This is a genomic window from Acidobacteriota bacterium (assembly GCA_026707545.1).
Lineage (GTDB): Bacteria > Acidobacteriota > Thermoanaerobaculia > Multivoradales > Multivoraceae > Multivorans.
Genome location: JAPOWR010000001.1, coordinates 2,108,567 through 2,124,128 on the forward strand (window position 1 = coordinate 2,108,567; position 15,562 = coordinate 2,124,128).

The following is a 15,562-nucleotide window of genomic DNA, read 5'->3' on the forward strand; positions in this document are numbered from 1 at the left end:
CCGAGGGACCCACATGAATCCAACCGCGAACAGGATCCGCTTTCTGACCCCTGCCATCGTCGCTGTTGCAACCGGCACGCTGGCGCCCGCGCTTCACGCGATCGACGTCACGGACACGAGGCTGCTGTCCCAGCCCGCGGTCAGCGCCGAGCACGTGGCGTTCGCCTACGCCGGTGACCTCTGGATCGCCGGCCGCGACGGCGCCGGAGCGCGAAGGTTGACCTCCCACGAGGGGACGGAGACCGGTCCCCGCTTCTCCCCCGACGGCACCCTGGTCGCGTTCAACGCCGAGTACGACGGCAACATCGACGTCTTCGTCATGCCCGCCGCGGGCGGCGAGCCGAAGCGGCTCACCTGGCACCCGGGCGCCGATCTGGTTCAGGGCTTCACCGTCGACGGTTCGGCCGTGCTGTTCGCTTCCCAGCGCAGCATGTTCACGAACCGCCACTTCCAGCTCTTCACCGTGCCGCTGACCGGCGGGCTGCCCGCGAAGCTGCCGATCCCGCACGGGCTGCGCGCCAGCTATTCGTCCGACGGCCGCCGCATCGCCTACATCCCGACGCCGGAGCGCTTCCAGCAGTGGAAGAACTACCGCGGCGGCACAACGTCGCGCATCTGGATCTACGACACCGGGGACCACTCGGTGCAGACGATCCCCCAGCCCGAGGGCCGCTCCAACGACACGAACCCGACCTGGATCGGCAACCGGGTCTTCTTCCGTTCCGACCGGGACGGCGAGTTCAACCTGTATTCCTTCGACACGGGCAGCGGCGAGATCGTCCGGCACTCCGACTTCGAGGACTTCCACGTCGAGGATCTCTCGGGTTCGTCCGACACCGTGATCTACGAGCAGGCGGGCCACCTACACGTCTACGATCCCGCCTCGGACCGGCATGAACGCCTTCGGATCGGCGTCGCGGCCGACCTGACCGAGACCAGGCCCCGCTGGGTCGAAGGGCCCGAGAACATCAGGAGCGCGTCCATCTCTCCAACCGGCGCCCGCGCCGTGTTCGGCTATCGGGGCGAGGTGCTGACCTTGCCGGCCAAGAAGGGGGACGCCCGTAACCTGACCCGGACGCCCGGGGTGCACGAGCGCGATCCGTCCTGGTCACCGGACGGAGCGAGCATCGCCTTCTTCTCGGACCAGGGCGGCGAGTACGGACTCCACGTCCGGGACCAGGAGAGCGGCGAGGTTCGCCGCTACGAGCTGGGCGGCGAACGCGGCGGCAACGGCTTCTACCACGGCCCCGAGTGGTCGCCCGACGGCGAGAGGATCAGCTACGTCGACAACTCGATGACGCTGTTCGTCATCGATCTCGACAGCGGCGACGTGGCAAAGGTGGCGAGCGAGTACTACTACGGCCCGTCCTTCCCGCCCCGCCCCGGCCACTCCTGGGCGCCGGACTCACGCTACGTCGCCTACACGTTGAACACCCGCTCCTACATGCAGCAGGTGTTCGTCTACGACGTGGAAGCAGGAACATCCCACCCAGTGACCGACGGGCTGAGCGAGGTCGGCGAACCGGTCTTCGACCGGAGCGGCGACTACCTGTACTTCCGCGCCTCGACCGATGCCGGACCGGTGAAGCACTGGTTCGCCATGTCGAACGCGGACATGGAACTGTCGAGCGCGATCTATCTCGCGGTCCTGCGCCAGGACGACGAATCGCCGCTCGCCGCGGAGAGTGACGAGGAGGCCGTGGAGCCGGACGAAGACGAGGCGGAGGCCGAGGCAGGCGACTCCACCGAGGTCGAAGCGGAAGCCGACAGCGACGGTGAAGAGGACGAAGGGCCGAGGGTCGAGATCGACTTCGAAGGTCTGAACCAGCGCATCCTCGCACTGCCCGTCCGGGCCGGCGGCTACAGCAACCTGGAAGCCGGCGAAGCGGGCAAGCTCTACTACCTCCGCTCGCAGCCGGCGGGCCGGTTCGGCGGGGGCGGCGGCGATCTCGTCCTCTTCAACCTGGAGGATCGTGAGGAAACGGTGCTGCTCTCCGGCGTCAGCGGCTTCTCGCTCAGCGCCGACGGCAAGAAGCTCCTCTATGCCGGCCAGAACGACTTCGGCATCGCGAACGCCGGCAGCAAGATCAACCGCGGAGAGAGCGCGATCCCGGTCGACAAGCTCACCGTCCGCATCGATCCGCGCGCCGAGTGGAAACAGATCTACGACGAGGTCTGGCGGATCAACCGCGACTACTTCTACGACCCCGGCATGCACGGCGCCGACTGGCCGGCGATGGCGGAGAAGTACAGCGGCTTCCTGGTCGACCTCACCACCCGCGCAGACCTGAACAAGGTGCTGCGCTGGATGTGCAGCGAAATCGCGGTCGGCCACCATCGGGTCGGCGGCGGCGACCGGCGAGCCGACCCGGAGCGCGTGGGCGGGGGCCTGCTCGGCGCGGACTTCGAGATCGCCGATGGCCGCTACCGCTTCGCCCACGTCCTGGGCGGCCTGAACTGGAACCCGGAGCTACGCGCGCCGCTCACGGAGCCAGGCGTCTCGGTTTCCGCCGGCGAGTATCTGCTTGCCGTGGGCGGCGTCGACCTCGAAGCAGCCGACAACGTGTTCGAGCGCTTCGAGAACACCGCCGGAAAGATCACGGACATCACGGTCGGTCCGAACGCGGACGGTTCAGGCTCACGAACCGTGTCCGTGGTCCCGATCCCGAACGAGTCGGCGCTCCGCAACCGGGAGTGGGTCGAGGGCAACCTGGCCAAGGTCGACGAGGCCACCGACGGCCGAGTCGCCTACGTCTACGTCCCCAACACGACCACCCTCGGCCACACCTACTTCAAGCGCTACTTCTTCCCGCAGGTCCACAAGCAGGCGCTGATCGTCGACGAGCGCTTCAACGGCGGCGGCCAGGTAGCGGACTACTACATCGACCACCTGCGGCGCCCCTACATCAGCCACTGGGCGACCCGCTATGGCGCCGACTTCCGCACTCCAAGCGCGGCCATCCTGGGGCCGAAGGTCATGATCATCGACGAGACCGCAGGTTCCGGCGGGGACCTGCTGCCGTGGATGTTCCGCAAGCTCGGCCTCGGCCCGCTGGTCGGCAAGCGGACCTGGGGCGGTCTGGTCGGCACCCTCGGCTTCCCCATCCTGATGGACGGCGGCTTCGTCACCGCCCCGAACCTGGCGATCTGGACCGAGGACGGCTTCGTCGTCGAGAACGTCGGCGTGCCGCCCGACATCGACGTCGAACAGTGGCCCGCCGACATCATCGCCGGCCGCGACCCGCAGCTCGAGAAGGCGATCGAGATCGTCCTGGAGCAACTGGAGGCGAGCCCGCCGCCCGAACCGGCAAAGCCGCCGTTTCCGATCCGGGTGCGTCGCTAGATCCTCCCGCCGGTGAACGTCAGCTTCCTGTTACCACGGCTGCGCGCCGAGTGGCGCAAGCGCACCCGGCGCGAGCTCTCGGTGGCCGACATCCACCCGCGCTTCCGGGACCGGGAACGGCACTTCCGGTCGCCGCCGATGACGGCCGAGATGGTGGCGGCGATCTCCCGCCTGTCGCCCCAGTTTCATCTCGAACCCGGAGAGTCTTCGCGATCGTTCTGGGAGCTGACCCAGAACGGGTCCTGCTGGGGCGAGTTCGACGCCGCGGAACCGGTGCTCCGGTCCATGCCGAGTCCCGGTAGGGCGCTCGACATCGGTTGCGGCCTTGGCCGCTCGACCGCCTTTCTCCGGCGCATCCTCGACTGGAACGACACCGAGTTCCACCTCTACGACGGCGACGGTCCCCGGATCGACTATCCACGCAGCGGGGAACGGACCGACCGCTCCTTCTGCGGCGACCTCACCGCGCTGCGCGAGGTGCTGGAGTACAACGAGGTGCCGAACGTCCGCGTGTTCGACGCCCACGCACTGAACCACCGCCTGGACGCTCTGCCCGGTCCCTACGACCTCGTGTACTCCTTCTACGCCGCCGGCTTCCACTGGTCCCTCGCTGACTTCTGGTGCGAGTTCGAGGCGATCTCGCACCACCGAACCATCGGCATCTTCACGATCCACCGCAACTTCGAGGAATTCCGGGCGCTCCGGGATTGGGCGTTCCGCATCGTGCCCTTCGAGCGCAGCCTGATCAAGGACCGGCCGCACCGGCTGCTGATCGCGACCAGAGACGAAGACCTTCTGTCGCCGTAGAGGCCTCGAACGGGACGGTAGGCTAGCCCCACGCCACAACAGCCCAGGGAGGAACGCGATGCTCGACTCGCTCAAGAACTGCCAGCCCCAGACCTATGCCGCGCTGCGGATCGTCGCCGGCTTCCTCTTCCTCTGGCATGGGGCGCAGAAACTCCTGGGCTTCCCTCTTCCGACTCCCGAAGGCGCCCCGACCTTCATCCTCTACATCGCCGGACCCATCGAGCTGATCGGCGGCGCGCTGATCATGGTCGGCCTGTTCACCCGCCCCGTCGCCTTTCTCGCCAGCGGCCTGATGGCCTTCGCCTACTTCCTCGGCCACGCCACGCGCCTGGGCGACGACCAGCCGATCTGGCACGCCGTGATGCCGCTCACGAACGGCGGAGAAACAGCCGTTCTCTTCTGCTTCGTCTTCCTCTACATCGCCGCCAAGGGCAACGGCATGTGCAGCATCGGCGGCGACGAGGACTGAAACAGACCGAGACCCTCAGCTCACCGCGAAGATGCCGCCGTCGACCGGGATGGCGGCGCCGGTGACGTAGGCCGCGGCGCGGGACGCCAGGTAGATCGAAACGCCGGCCATGTCCTCCGGCGTGCCGATCCGCTTGCGCGGGTTGCGGGCGCGGATCTCGTCGCCGAACTTGCGCAGGTTGTACTCCATCATCTTGCTCTCGAACGGCCCCGGACAGACGGCGTTCACCGTGATGTCCTCGGGCGCGAGGCGGCGTGCGAGGGCCCGGGTCAGGTGGATCATGCCGGCCTTGCTGGCGCTGTAGGGATAGTGCTCCTGCGGGTTCACGTGCAAGCCGTCGATCGAGGCGATGTTGATCACCCGCGCCGGGTCGTCCTCCGTTGCCGCGGCGCGCAGCTCGGGCAGCAGCTTGACGCTCAGGTAGAACGGTCCCTTCAGGTTGATGTCCATCACCTTGTCCCAGCCGGACTCCGGGAACTCCTCAAGCGGCGCTCCCCAGGCGGCGCCGGCGTTGTTGACCAGGATGTGAAGCTCCTCCTCGCGCTCCCTGAACTCGGCGCGGAAACGCTCCACCCCCTCGATCGTCGACAGGTCGTTCGGCAGCGAGATGCACTCGCCGTGGGCTGAGAGTTCCTCCGCCATCGCATCGCAGACCGGCGCCTTGCGCGAGCTGATGTAGGTGCGCACGCCGTTCTCCACGTAGCCGCGGGCGATCATCGCGCCGATGCCGCGAGAGCCCCCGGTGACCACGGCCACCTTGCCGGAAACGTCGAACAGGTTCTTCATCATCGGAGTTCCTTTCCAGATCGGACGGACGGCCCGGCTACTGCGGCGTGCCCACGGTCAGCGCGTCGGTCAGCACGGAACCGGACCGCGCCACCTGATCCCAGAGGCCCAGCGCGATCCGCTGCCGACCCGGGGGCAGGCGAATCCTCAACCCGGCCCTGTAGTGGCTCTCGAGGGCCTCCGCAAGCGCTTCCCCCGGCACCTGCAGCGGCACTTCCAGATGCTGCGCCGCGGTCAATTCGTCCTCGTCGTCCATCGCCACGACGACGAGCCGCGTGGCGGAGCGGTGGATGCCGTCTACCTCGACCAGTTCGACGCTATTGATCGGGAACTCGATCCACATCTGCACATCGAACAGGTCCTCTCCCTCGACGGGCATCATCGCGTCGACACTGACCTCCATCCGGTGCTGGTTGTCGCTCTGGCCGACGAACGCGGCCGCCAGCGCCCTCTCCGAAATGCGCGAGCGGACCCCCTTCTTCACGTAGCTCTGGCGGTAGTTGGCCGTGGCGCCCCTCACGCCGCGCACCCTCACCTCGATCGAGGTGAACTCACCCTCGAACTTGTCCGCCGACGACAGTCCGAGCGAGTAGTACGACTGCATGCCGCCCACGGCCTTGGTCAGCAGGCCGGTCAGTCTCCCGCCGCCGGTGCGGGCAACGCCGCCCGTCCCATCGGCCAGACTGTGGAGCGCTTCCCGGCGGTCCGCGATCTCGATCAGTGAGCCGCGGCCCCTGGAGCGCCTGGCGCTCGTCGCCGCGTCGCCCGGCGGCGGCTTTGCCGCGACCAGCGTCACGCCGTACGTGTTCGCCTCGGCCACGATGGCCTGAATCGTCGCCGTTGCCCGGTACTGCTCGACCTCCTGCTGCAGGCGGCCGACCTCCATGCTCGCATCGCGGTCGAAGAGGCCGCCGGTGCCCGGCGTGCCGGGGGCCTGACCGCCGCCCGCCCTCTCGACCAGGGCCCCGGCGTCACTGGCGCCGCCCGTGAGCAGGTCCTGGATGTGCTCCATCAGAGTACCCACGGGCCGTTCGGCCACACCGTCGGAGACGAAGACGAGCGCCTTGCGGCCCTCGAGCCAGGCCAGCGTACGCACGAAGTTCCCGAGCGCATCGAAGGTCTCCAGCGAGTCGGCGTGAACCTCGCGGGCGTACGTCCTCATTTCGCCCAGCAGGGCGTCGATCGCGAGGCCCGCGTTCTGGCGGTCGAGGCGGTCGCGGCTGCGCATCCGCTGGAAGATGTCCGTCACGGAGAGCTGGGCGCTTTGCCGGAGGCCGTCTCGCGCGTCGCCGACCGTCTCCTGGCCCTTCAAGGAGGTCAAGGCACCCCGAATGGCCCCGAAGTTCCGCGTGAAGTCCTGAATCACTTCCGGTTTCTGGTCGTGGGCGGCGACCATGACCCGTACCCGGCGATCCTCGAGCACCGCCGGAAGGTCGACCTCCAACTCCGCCAGGGCGCGGTCGCGGTTCGCGGACAGCATGTTGTGCTGATCGAAGTACAGCACGAGCCAGATCGGCGCGTTGGCGTCCGGGTCTTCTCGCACGACTTCATAGAAGTTGACCGGCTCGACCCGCTCGCCGTTCTCGAAGACCTGGAAGTTGGAGAGGTCCAGCCCGGAAACCGGCATGCCCTGCCGGTCGACCACCTGGACGTCGACGTTCACGACCTCGACGTCGACGGTCTCCTGGATGGCGCCGGCAGGCGCTTCTGTCTCCTGCTTAGCGGTGACCGAAGCCGCCGCGACCAGAAGTGCTACCACGGAAGAAGAAACGAGGCCGGTTCTGTATCTCATGACAGTTCGAACCCCTCATAGTCGTTGGCCGCTACCGCGTCGCATTTCTCCACGTAGGGAGGAAAGCCGAGATAGGGCATGAACACCCGAGGCTTCCCGGGCACGTTGGCGCCCAGGTACCAGGAGTTGCAGGTGGGATAGAGGGTCGCGCCGGCAACTTCGCCGACGTGAGCGACCCACTCGTCTTCGGCCTCGGGCGTCGCTTCGATCGCGGCGTGGCCGCGATCCCGCATCCAGGCCATGCAGTCGGCGATCCAGTTCACGTGCTGCTCGATCGACGGCAGCATGTTCGAGAGCACGGAAGGACTCCCCGGGCCGGTGATCACGAACAGATTGGGGAAACCGGCGACGCCGAGGCCGAGGTAGGCGCGGGGACCGTCCTCCCACTTCGACCGCAGGGCCCGGCCGCCGCGGCCGCGGATGTCGATCCGCGCCAGGGCCCCGGTCATCGCGTCGAACCCCGTGGCGAAGACGATCGCGTCCAGTTCGTAGTCGTGGCCGCCGGTGCGGAGTCCGGACTTCGTGATCCTCTCGATCGGCGCGGAACTGACGTCGACCAGCGTCACGTTGGGACGGTTGAAGGTGTCGAAGTAGCCGCTGTCCAGACAGATCCGCTTGCAGCCGATCACGTTGTCCGGGCTGAGCAGGTCGGCGACTTCGGCGTCCTCGACGATGCCGCGGATCTTGTCGCGCACGAACTCGGCGGCGGCATCGTTCGCCTCCTGGCTCATCAGCATGTCGGCGAAGGAAGCCATGAAGGAGAAGCCGCCGTATTCCCAGCGCTCCTCGAAGCGCCGCCGGCGTTCCTCCGGGGAGACCTCCGCAAACGCGTCGTTCATCGGGTTCATGTCGGCACCGAGCCCGGCCGGCATTTGGCTGTTGCGGTGCCGGAACGCCGGGTACTCCGCCTTGACCTCGGCTTCGCGTTCCCGGTCCATCGCGCCGTTGTGGGCCGGAATGGAGTAGTTGGGCGTTCGCTGGAAGACGGTCAGGTGCGCCGCCTCCCCGGCGATCACGGGAATCGCCTGGATCGCCGACGACCCGGTGCCGACGATGCCGACCCTGACCCCGGTGAAGTCGACGCCCTCGTGCGGCCAGGCGCCCGTGTGGTACTTCGCGCCCTCGAAGTCCTCGATCCCTGGGAACTCCGGCAGGTTGGCCGCTGACAGGCACCCCGTGGCCATGACGACAAAGCGAGCGAAGACGGTCTCGTTCCCTGCCCGGTTACCGTTGTGATCGCCATCCAGAGGCGCGGAGGCCGAACCATCCGCCGGTGCAACCTCGATCCGCCATCCCGAAGCCGCCTCGTCGAAGTGCGTCGAGACGACGCGGCGGCCGAACTCGATGTCGCGCCGGAGCTCGAAGCGATCGGCCACGTGGTTCGCGTAGCGGAGGATCTCCGGCTGACCTGAGTAGCGCTCACTCCACGACCACTCCTGCTGGAGCTCCTCCGAGAACTGGTACGAGTACTCCAGGCTCTCGACATCGCAGCGGGCACCCGGATAGCGGTTCCAGTACCAGGTGCCGCCGACCCCGTCGCCGACCTCGAACGCCCGTACGGTGAAGCCGAGCGACCGCAGGCGATGAATCATGTAGAGGCCGGCAAACCCCGCACCGACCACCACCACGTCGAACCTACGCATGAACACGCCCAACCGGCCGGGCCGGCGCAGTAACCCCTGAGGCACCGACCACCACCGCGTCGAACCTACGCATGAACACGCCCAACCGGCCGGGCCGGCGCAGTAACCCCTGAGGCACCGACCACCACCGCGTCGAACCTACGCATGAACACGCCCAACCGGCCGGGCCGGCGCAGTAACCCCTGAGGCACCGACCACCACCGCGTCGAACCTACGCATGAACACGCCCAACCGGCCGGGCCGGCGCAGTAGCCCCTGAGGCACCGACCACCACCGCGTCGAACTTGCGCATCGCCTGGAATCGTATGCTACGCACCGGGTTCGCGTACGGGCGACAGCCACCGGACGCGCCTACCGGCACGAACACGAAACATGCCAGCGCTCGACGGCCTCCGCATTCTGGATCTGACCCGCATCCTCGCCGGGCCCACCTGTACCCAACTGCTCGGCGACCTCGGCGCGGACGTGATCAAGGTCGAGCGACCGGGGCGCGGCGACGACACGCGGTCCTGGGGACCGCCCTTCGTCCGCGATGCGGACGGCGAAGACACGAGCGAGAGCGCGTACTACCTCTGTGCCAACCGGAACAAGCGCTCCGTCGCGGTCGACCTCGCCACCCCCGAAGGCTCGGATCTGGTACGACGCCTGGCCGCCCGTTCGGACGTGTTGATCGAGAACTTCAAGGTCGGCACCCTCCACCGCTACGGCCTCGGCTACGAGGATCTGAAGGACGATCTGCCCGGCCTCGTCTACTGCTCGATCACCGGCTTCGGACAGACCGGGCCGAACGCGCACCGGGCCGGCTACGACCTGCTGGCCCAGGGCTACGGCGGCATCATGAGCCTGACCGGCGAACCGGACGGCGAGCCGATGAAGGTCGGCGTCGGCATTGCCGACATCGTGTGCGGCATGTACGCGGCAACGGCGATCCTGGCGGCGCTGCGTCACCGGGACCGTACCGGCCGGGGCCAGCACATCGACCTCGCCCTGGTCGACACGCAGATGGCCTGGCTGGTCAACGAGGGCACGAACTACCTGACCTCCGGTGCCGTGCCGCAGAGGCGCGGCAACGAGCACCCGAACATCGTTCCCTACGGCGTGTTCGAAACCGCGGACGGCCACGTGATCGTCGCGGTCGGCAACGACGCCCAGTACGAGCGGTTCTGCGAACTCCTCGGCGCCCCCGAACTGGCGTCGGACGACCGCTACCGGAAGAACGCCGGCCGGCTCGCCCACCGGGACGAGCTGGTGGCCCGACTGTCGGATCTCGTGCGCAAGCTGAGCAGCGCCGAGGTGCTGGCCGGCCTGGAGGCGCGCGGCGTGCCCGGCGGGCCGATCCACGACCTCGAGGAGGCGCTGGCATCGGATCAGGCGGAGGCGCGCGGGATGACGATCGACCTGCCGCATCCGCTGGCCGGGAGTGGCACGGTCAGGATGGTCGCCAACCCGATCAGGATGTCCGAGACGCCGGTGACCTACCGGCGGTCGCCGCCTGTCTGCGGCGCCGACACGGACGAGGTGATCGCGGAACTGCTGGGCGACGACTAGGCGCCGCCACCCGGGTCGGCTAGCGGTGGTACGGTGGAAGAGCCACCCGGCGACCTCACGCCCCTAGGAGACCACTTGACGAACACGGCCGTAGGAATAAGCGGCTTCGGCGGCTATGTGCCGGAGCGAGTGATGACGAACGAGGACTGGACCCGGTACGTAGACACCTCAGACGAGTGGATCGTGGAGCGCACCGGCATCCACCGGCGCCGCGTCGCCGCAGATGACGAGTCCACCGCCGACATGGCAACGGCCGCCGCCAGATCGGCCCTCGAAAGCCGCGGTATCGGCCCCGAGGAGATCGACGAGATCATCGTCGCCACGGATACGCCGGAGGTCTACACGCCCGATACAGCCTCCTTCGTCCAGCGCAAGCTCGGCGCCCGCGAAGTCCCTTCGTACGACCTGGGCGGCAGTGGCTGCGCCGGCTTCGTGCAGGCAATGGATGTCGCCCGCTCGCGGGTGTTGACCGGCACCCGCCGGGTGCTCGTCATCGGGGTCGAGCTGATTACGCGTCTGGTGAGCTGGAAGATCCGGGAGACGTGCGTACTGTTCGGCGACGCCGCGGCCGGCGTGATCGTCGAGCGCGGACCGCAGATCGCAGAGATCCTCGGTGCCAGAACCGGTACCGACGGCAGTCAGTGGAGCATTCTGACCCTCGAGATCGGTGGGACCCGCAAGCCGTTCAGCCTCGAGTACGCGCAGAAGGAAGAGCATCTGAAGCTGATCATGGAGGGCCGGGCGGTGTTCCGCCACGCCGTCCACCGCATGTCCGAGGTCGGCCTCGACGTGCTGGAAGCGGTGGGCGCGAAGCTCGAAGACGTGGCAATGATCGTGCCCCACCAGGCGAACCTGCGCATCGTCCAGGCGGTCGCGAAGAACCTGGCCGTGCCGATGGAGAAGGTCTACACGAACCTCCAGGAGTACGGGAACACGGGCTCGGCCTCGGTTCCCCTCGCGCTGTGGGAAGCACACAGCAAGGGCCGCATCTCGCCGGGCGACCTGGTACTCCTGACCTCCTTCGGTGCCGGCTTCCACTGGGGCGCGGCCCTGTTGCGGTTCAACGGCTAGGAAACCCGGAACGCGGGGCCCACATCAGCCGAAGATCAGGCCCCAGATCGTGAACAGGGTGAAGGACACGTACACCGCGGACGCGATCACCATCATCACGATGTTGAGCGCCTTCGGCCGGGCGGACTTCGGCAGCTTCGTCAGGTTCACGTAGAGCGTCAGCGGGACGTAGATCGCCATCGCGAAGCCGCCCAGCAGGGCGGAGTTGAAGATGAAGCCGAGCGCGGAGACGCCTGAGAGTTCGAAGAAGGCGGTCGAGACGGTGCCGGCGACCATGAACATGATCGCGAAGGTCAGGTACCACTGGCTCTGAGTGCGCTTCTGACCTAACTTGAACATGGAGCCGAGCAGGTAGGACCAGGTGCGGGCGCCGCCGTCGACTGCCCCGAGCTGGGAGCTGAACAGCGCCGCCATGCCGATCAGCAGGAACACGTAACGGCCGAAGGTGCCGAGGCTGGTCTCCAGGATGACCGACATGTCCCAGACGATCTGGCCTTCCTCGGGGACGATGCCGGCGGGACGCAGGACGGTCAGCGCACCGAACATGAAGAGGAACATCGTGAACGTGTTGCCAAGCCAGAAGAAGATGACCTGGTCCTGGATCACGTAGCGCATCCAGCGCCTGAACCGGCTCGCGTTCTCCGGGGTCTCGATGTAGCGGTAGCCCGTCTGCACTTCCGCCGTCTTGTGCACCCGCAGCGGGTTCGCCAGCACCGGGATGCGGCCCCCCATGCCGATGTTCTTGTCTCGCAGGTAGAAGGCGTACCAGAGGTTGCCGGCGCCGCCGATGCCGGCGAAGACGACCGCGCCGAAGAAGCGGGCGAAGGTGAACTGGTCGTCCAGCTCGATGTGCCCGAAGTTGATGAGTCCTCTGCCCATCTCCTTGATCGCGTCCCAGGTGCCTACAGAGAACGCGACGTAGATTAGGCCGATCGTGATGACCAGCACCATGATCCCGATCGCCCGTTCGACCGCCTTGTACATCTGCTTGGGCCCGAACAGGATCAGGGCGATCAGGCCGAACGTCACGGCGGTCCAGAACCACTCCGGGCCCGGACCGTCGGGGCCGAAAAAGAGCGCCTTGAGCGCCGCCCCCGACATCCGCGCCCAGCCCGGCAGGAACAATCCCACGAAGCCTAGCGACAGGAAGGCGTAGATGACCCCCATCGACATCCGCGCGTACGACGTGTACGGGTGTTCGCCCGTGACGACCGCCCAGCGTCCGATCTCGATGTTGATCCAGAGCTGGAGGAAGACGCCGAGCGCCGCCGCCCAGATCATGACCGCGCCGAACTTGGCGGTCACCCAGGGCCACACGGCCAGTTCCCCGGCCCCGATCGCCAGACCGATCATGATCGCGCCCGGCCCCGCGAGTTGCCAGAACGAGAGCTTGCGCTCCGGCAGGTTCTCCTCGCGCAGGGGTGGGATCGGTACCGGCATAGGGGAACTCCTCCAGCCGGTCCGGCCCGTCACGGTTCAACCGGCGCTCCGCGTTCTGGGTGTCGGGTTCGGAGCACTGTAGCAGCGCGAACGACGGTTCCGGCTCGCACAGCCGCGCGCTGGGCGTTACGATCGGCCGCACTTCAGAATCTACGCAGGAGGAGACGACGATGAACCGAGCGATGCTCCAACCCGGGCGGCGTGCCGCCGCACTGCTGCTCACCCTCACCCTGGCGGTCTCGGCACCGCTCACGGCCGCCGATCCGGACGTCACGGTCTCGAAGCCGGAACAGGTCGGCCTCTCCGCCGAGCGCCTCGCCCGCATCGACGCGGTGATCAACGGCTACATCGAGGCCGGCAAGATCGCCGGCGCCACGGGTCTGATCGCGCGCCGCGGTGAGATCGCGTACTTCAACACCTACGGCTACCGCGACCTCGAGACGAAGGAGCCGATGCCGAAGGACGCCCTCTTCCGCATCTACTCGATGTCCAAGGCGGTGACCGGCGTCGCCGTGATGATCCTGCACGAGAAGTACGGCTTCGCGCTGCGGACGCCGGCCTCGCGCTGGATTCCCGCCCTCGGTGACCTGGAAGTCACCGAATGGAGCGTCGACGCAGGGACCGGCGATCCGCGCATGGAACTCGTGCCCGCGAACCGCGACATGACGGTTCAGGATCTGCTGACCCATACGGCCGGCATCAGCTACGGCGGACCGCGCAACGCTCGTGGCGGCATGTACTACGCGGAACTTGGCGTGGGCAACCGCGATCAGACCCTCGAGGAGTTCGTCGAGAAGCTTGGCCAGGCGCCGCTCCACAACCACCCCGGCACGGTGTGGCGTTACGGCTACGGCATGGACGTCCTGGGCCGCCTGGTCGAGGTGATCTCTGGCAAGACCTTCGACGTGTTCCTGGAGGACGAGATCTTCGCGCCGCTCGGCATGAAGGACACGGCGTTCTACGTCCGCCCCGGTACCGAGGATCGGCTGGCCGTGCTCTACACCCCCGACCGCGAGGCCGGCGACGGCACGGTCATGCGCTCCAAGGCGCCGCCGCAGGACTCCTACCTGACCAAGCCGAAGATCTTCTACGGAGGCGCGGGCCTCGTCTCCACGACCACCGACTACTTCAAGATGGTCCAGATGCTGCTCGACGGCGGGCGCTACGAAGGCGGCCAGTTGCTGAGTCCGAAGTCCGTCAAGCTCCTGTCTTCCGACCACATCGGCGACATGCCGCGCGTCGGTCAGTTGCTGAGGCCGGGCGACGGGTTCGGCCTCACCTTCCGGGTCGACATGAACCCGGGAGTCAACGGCGCGTTGGGTTCCCCCGGTGACTACAGTTGGGGCGGCGCCGCGGGCACCCGCTTCTGGATCGACCCCGAGGAGGAGATGGTCGGCGTCTTCATGATCCAGATCCTCCCCCACGCCGGCCTGACCTACGGCACCGAGTTCCGTAACCTGGCCTACCAGGCGATCGTGGACTGACCATGAGCACACGCTGCGAACAGATCCACCTCGTCTCGCGCCCGGTCGCCGAGCCGGAAGCCGCGAACTTCGACCTCGTCGAGACCGACCTGCCGAGCGCCGGCGAAGGCCAGGCGCTCGTGCGCAACGTGTACATGTCGGTCGACCCCTACATGCGTGGTCGGATGCGGGACATCAAGTCCTACACGCCGCCGTTTCAAATCGGCGCGCCGCTCGACGGCGGCGCCGTCGGGGTCGTCGAGGACTCGAACACGGACGCCCTGGCGCCCGGCGATCTGGTGTCGAGCCGCTTCGGCTGGCGCAGCCACTTCGCCGCCCACGCGGCGGAACTCCAGAAGATCGAGACCCACGGCGCGCCGCTCTCCGCCTTCCTCGGCGTCCTCGGCATGCCGGGCATGACCGCCTACGTCGGCCTGCTCGACATCGGTGAACCGAAGGAGGGGGAGACGGTGTTCGTCTCGGCCGCCGCGGGCGCCGTCGGCAGCCTGGTCGGCCAGATCGCGAAGATCAAGGGCTGCCGGGCGGTCGGCAGTGCCGGATCGGCGGACAAGGTCGCCCACCTCGTCTCCGACCTCGGCTACGACGCCGCCTTCGACTACCACGGCGACCTGAACCGCAACCTCGCCGACACCTGCCCGGACGGCATCGACGTCTACTTCGAGAACGTCGGCGGCCCGACCCTCGAAGCCGTCTTCCTGCACATGAACATGTTCGGCCGCATTCCCGTCTGCGGGATGATCGCCCACTACAACGACAAGGAACCGAGGCCCGGGCCGCGGACCCTCATCTCGATCATTCCGAAGCGCCTCAAGATGCAGGGCTTCATCGTCTCGGACCACATGGACCGCCGGGCCGACTTCGTCCGCGATGTCGCCGGCTGGATCGCGGAAGGCAAGGTCACCTACCGCGAGACGATCGTCTCCGGCATCGAGAACGCCCCCGAAGCGTTCATGGGCCTCTTCCGCGGCGAGAACACCGGCAAGATGGTCGTCCAGATCAGCGAGGATCCGACGGCGTAGCGCGGCGGCGGATCCTGTGTTGCACGCGCCTGCCGGGGAGGGCGCGAGGGGGCGGCCGCCCAGCGGTCGTTCGCGTTCTATCGGACGCTGAGGAGTGGGCGCTCACTTCTTCTTGGTCGGAGTTCACCGAAGTAGCAGAGAACACAGGTACTTGTAGGGA

The 15,562-nt window shown here is 67.5% G+C and carries 11 protein-coding genes; 7 read left to right on the plus strand and 4 right to left on the minus strand.

Annotated features, from left to right (window positions below; all coding sequences use genetic code 11):
* The first annotated feature begins 13 nt into the window (after window positions 1-13).
* The 3 genes from OXG83_08265 to OXG83_08275 are packed head-to-tail and all read left to right on the plus strand — an operon-like array spanning window position 14 to window position 4,619.
* Window positions 14-3,343, plus strand: coding sequence for a PDZ domain-containing protein (locus OXG83_08265; protein ID MCY3965018.1), 3,330 nt, complete (start codon window positions 14-16; stop codon window positions 3,341-3,343).
* Window positions 3,344-3,355: 12 nt separating this feature from the next.
* Window positions 3,356-4,150 (plus strand): class I SAM-dependent methyltransferase, encoded by a 795-nt coding sequence (locus OXG83_08270; GenBank protein ID MCY3965019.1) that lies wholly within the window; start codon window positions 3,356-3,358, stop codon window positions 4,148-4,150.
* 58 nt (window positions 4,151-4,208) lie between these two features.
* Complete coding sequence (locus OXG83_08275; GenBank protein ID MCY3965020.1) at window positions 4,209-4,619, plus strand: DoxX family protein; 411 nt, start codon at window positions 4,209-4,211, stop codon at window positions 4,617-4,619.
* A gap of 15 nt (window positions 4,620-4,634) precedes the next feature.
* Here OXG83_08275 and OXG83_08280 read toward each other — a convergent pair whose 3' ends face one another.
* From OXG83_08280 to OXG83_08290, 3 genes are read right to left on the minus strand one after another with little or no spacing between them, the layout of a single operon-like run.
* Window positions 4,635-5,405, minus strand: a complete 771-nt coding sequence (locus OXG83_08280; protein ID MCY3965021.1) for an SDR family oxidoreductase — start codon at window positions 5,403-5,405, stop codon at window positions 4,635-4,637.
* Window positions 5,406-5,442: 37 nt separating this feature from the next.
* Window positions 5,443-7,197 (minus strand): VWA domain-containing protein, encoded by a 1,755-nt coding sequence (locus OXG83_08285; protein ID MCY3965022.1) that lies wholly within the window; start codon window positions 7,195-7,197, stop codon window positions 5,443-5,445.
* Window positions 7,194-8,840, minus strand: coding sequence for an NAD(P)/FAD-dependent oxidoreductase (locus tag OXG83_08290; protein MCY3965023.1), 1,647 nt, complete (start codon window positions 8,838-8,840; stop codon window positions 7,194-7,196). The genes OXG83_08285 and OXG83_08290 overlap by 4 nt, the downstream gene beginning before the upstream one ends.
* A gap of 372 nt (window positions 8,841-9,212) precedes the next feature.
* On the opposite strand from OXG83_08290, the gene OXG83_08295 reads away from it, so the two are divergent.
* Complete coding sequence (locus tag OXG83_08295) at window positions 9,213-10,388, plus strand: CaiB/BaiF CoA-transferase family protein (protein ID MCY3965024.1); 1,176 nt, start codon at window positions 9,213-9,215, stop codon at window positions 10,386-10,388.
* Between the two features lie 75 nt (window positions 10,389-10,463).
* Entirely contained in the window at window positions 10,464-11,459 is a 996-nt protein-coding gene (locus OXG83_08300) for a ketoacyl-ACP synthase III (protein ID MCY3965025.1), read from the plus strand.
* 24 nt (window positions 11,460-11,483) lie between these two features.
* Here OXG83_08300 and OXG83_08305 read toward each other — a convergent pair whose 3' ends face one another.
* Window positions 11,484-12,899, minus strand: a complete 1,416-nt coding sequence (locus OXG83_08305) for an Nramp family divalent metal transporter (GenBank protein ID MCY3965026.1) — start codon at window positions 12,897-12,899, stop codon at window positions 11,484-11,486.
* 170 nt (window positions 12,900-13,069) lie between these two features.
* Here OXG83_08305 and OXG83_08310 point away from each other — a divergent pair, with 170 nt between their 5' ends.
* Both OXG83_08310 and OXG83_08315 read left to right on the plus strand, forming a co-directional pair.
* Complete coding sequence (locus OXG83_08310) at window positions 13,070-14,383, plus strand: serine hydrolase (protein ID MCY3965027.1); 1,314 nt, start codon at window positions 13,070-13,072, stop codon at window positions 14,381-14,383.
* Window positions 14,384-14,385: 2 nt separating this feature from the next.
* Window positions 14,386-15,402 carry an NADP-dependent oxidoreductase gene (locus OXG83_08315; GenBank protein ID MCY3965028.1) on the plus strand — a complete coding sequence of 339 codons (1,017 nt, stop codon included), beginning with the start codon at window positions 14,386-14,388 and terminating at the stop codon, window positions 15,400-15,402.
* Window positions 15,403-15,562 lie beyond the last annotated feature (160 nt).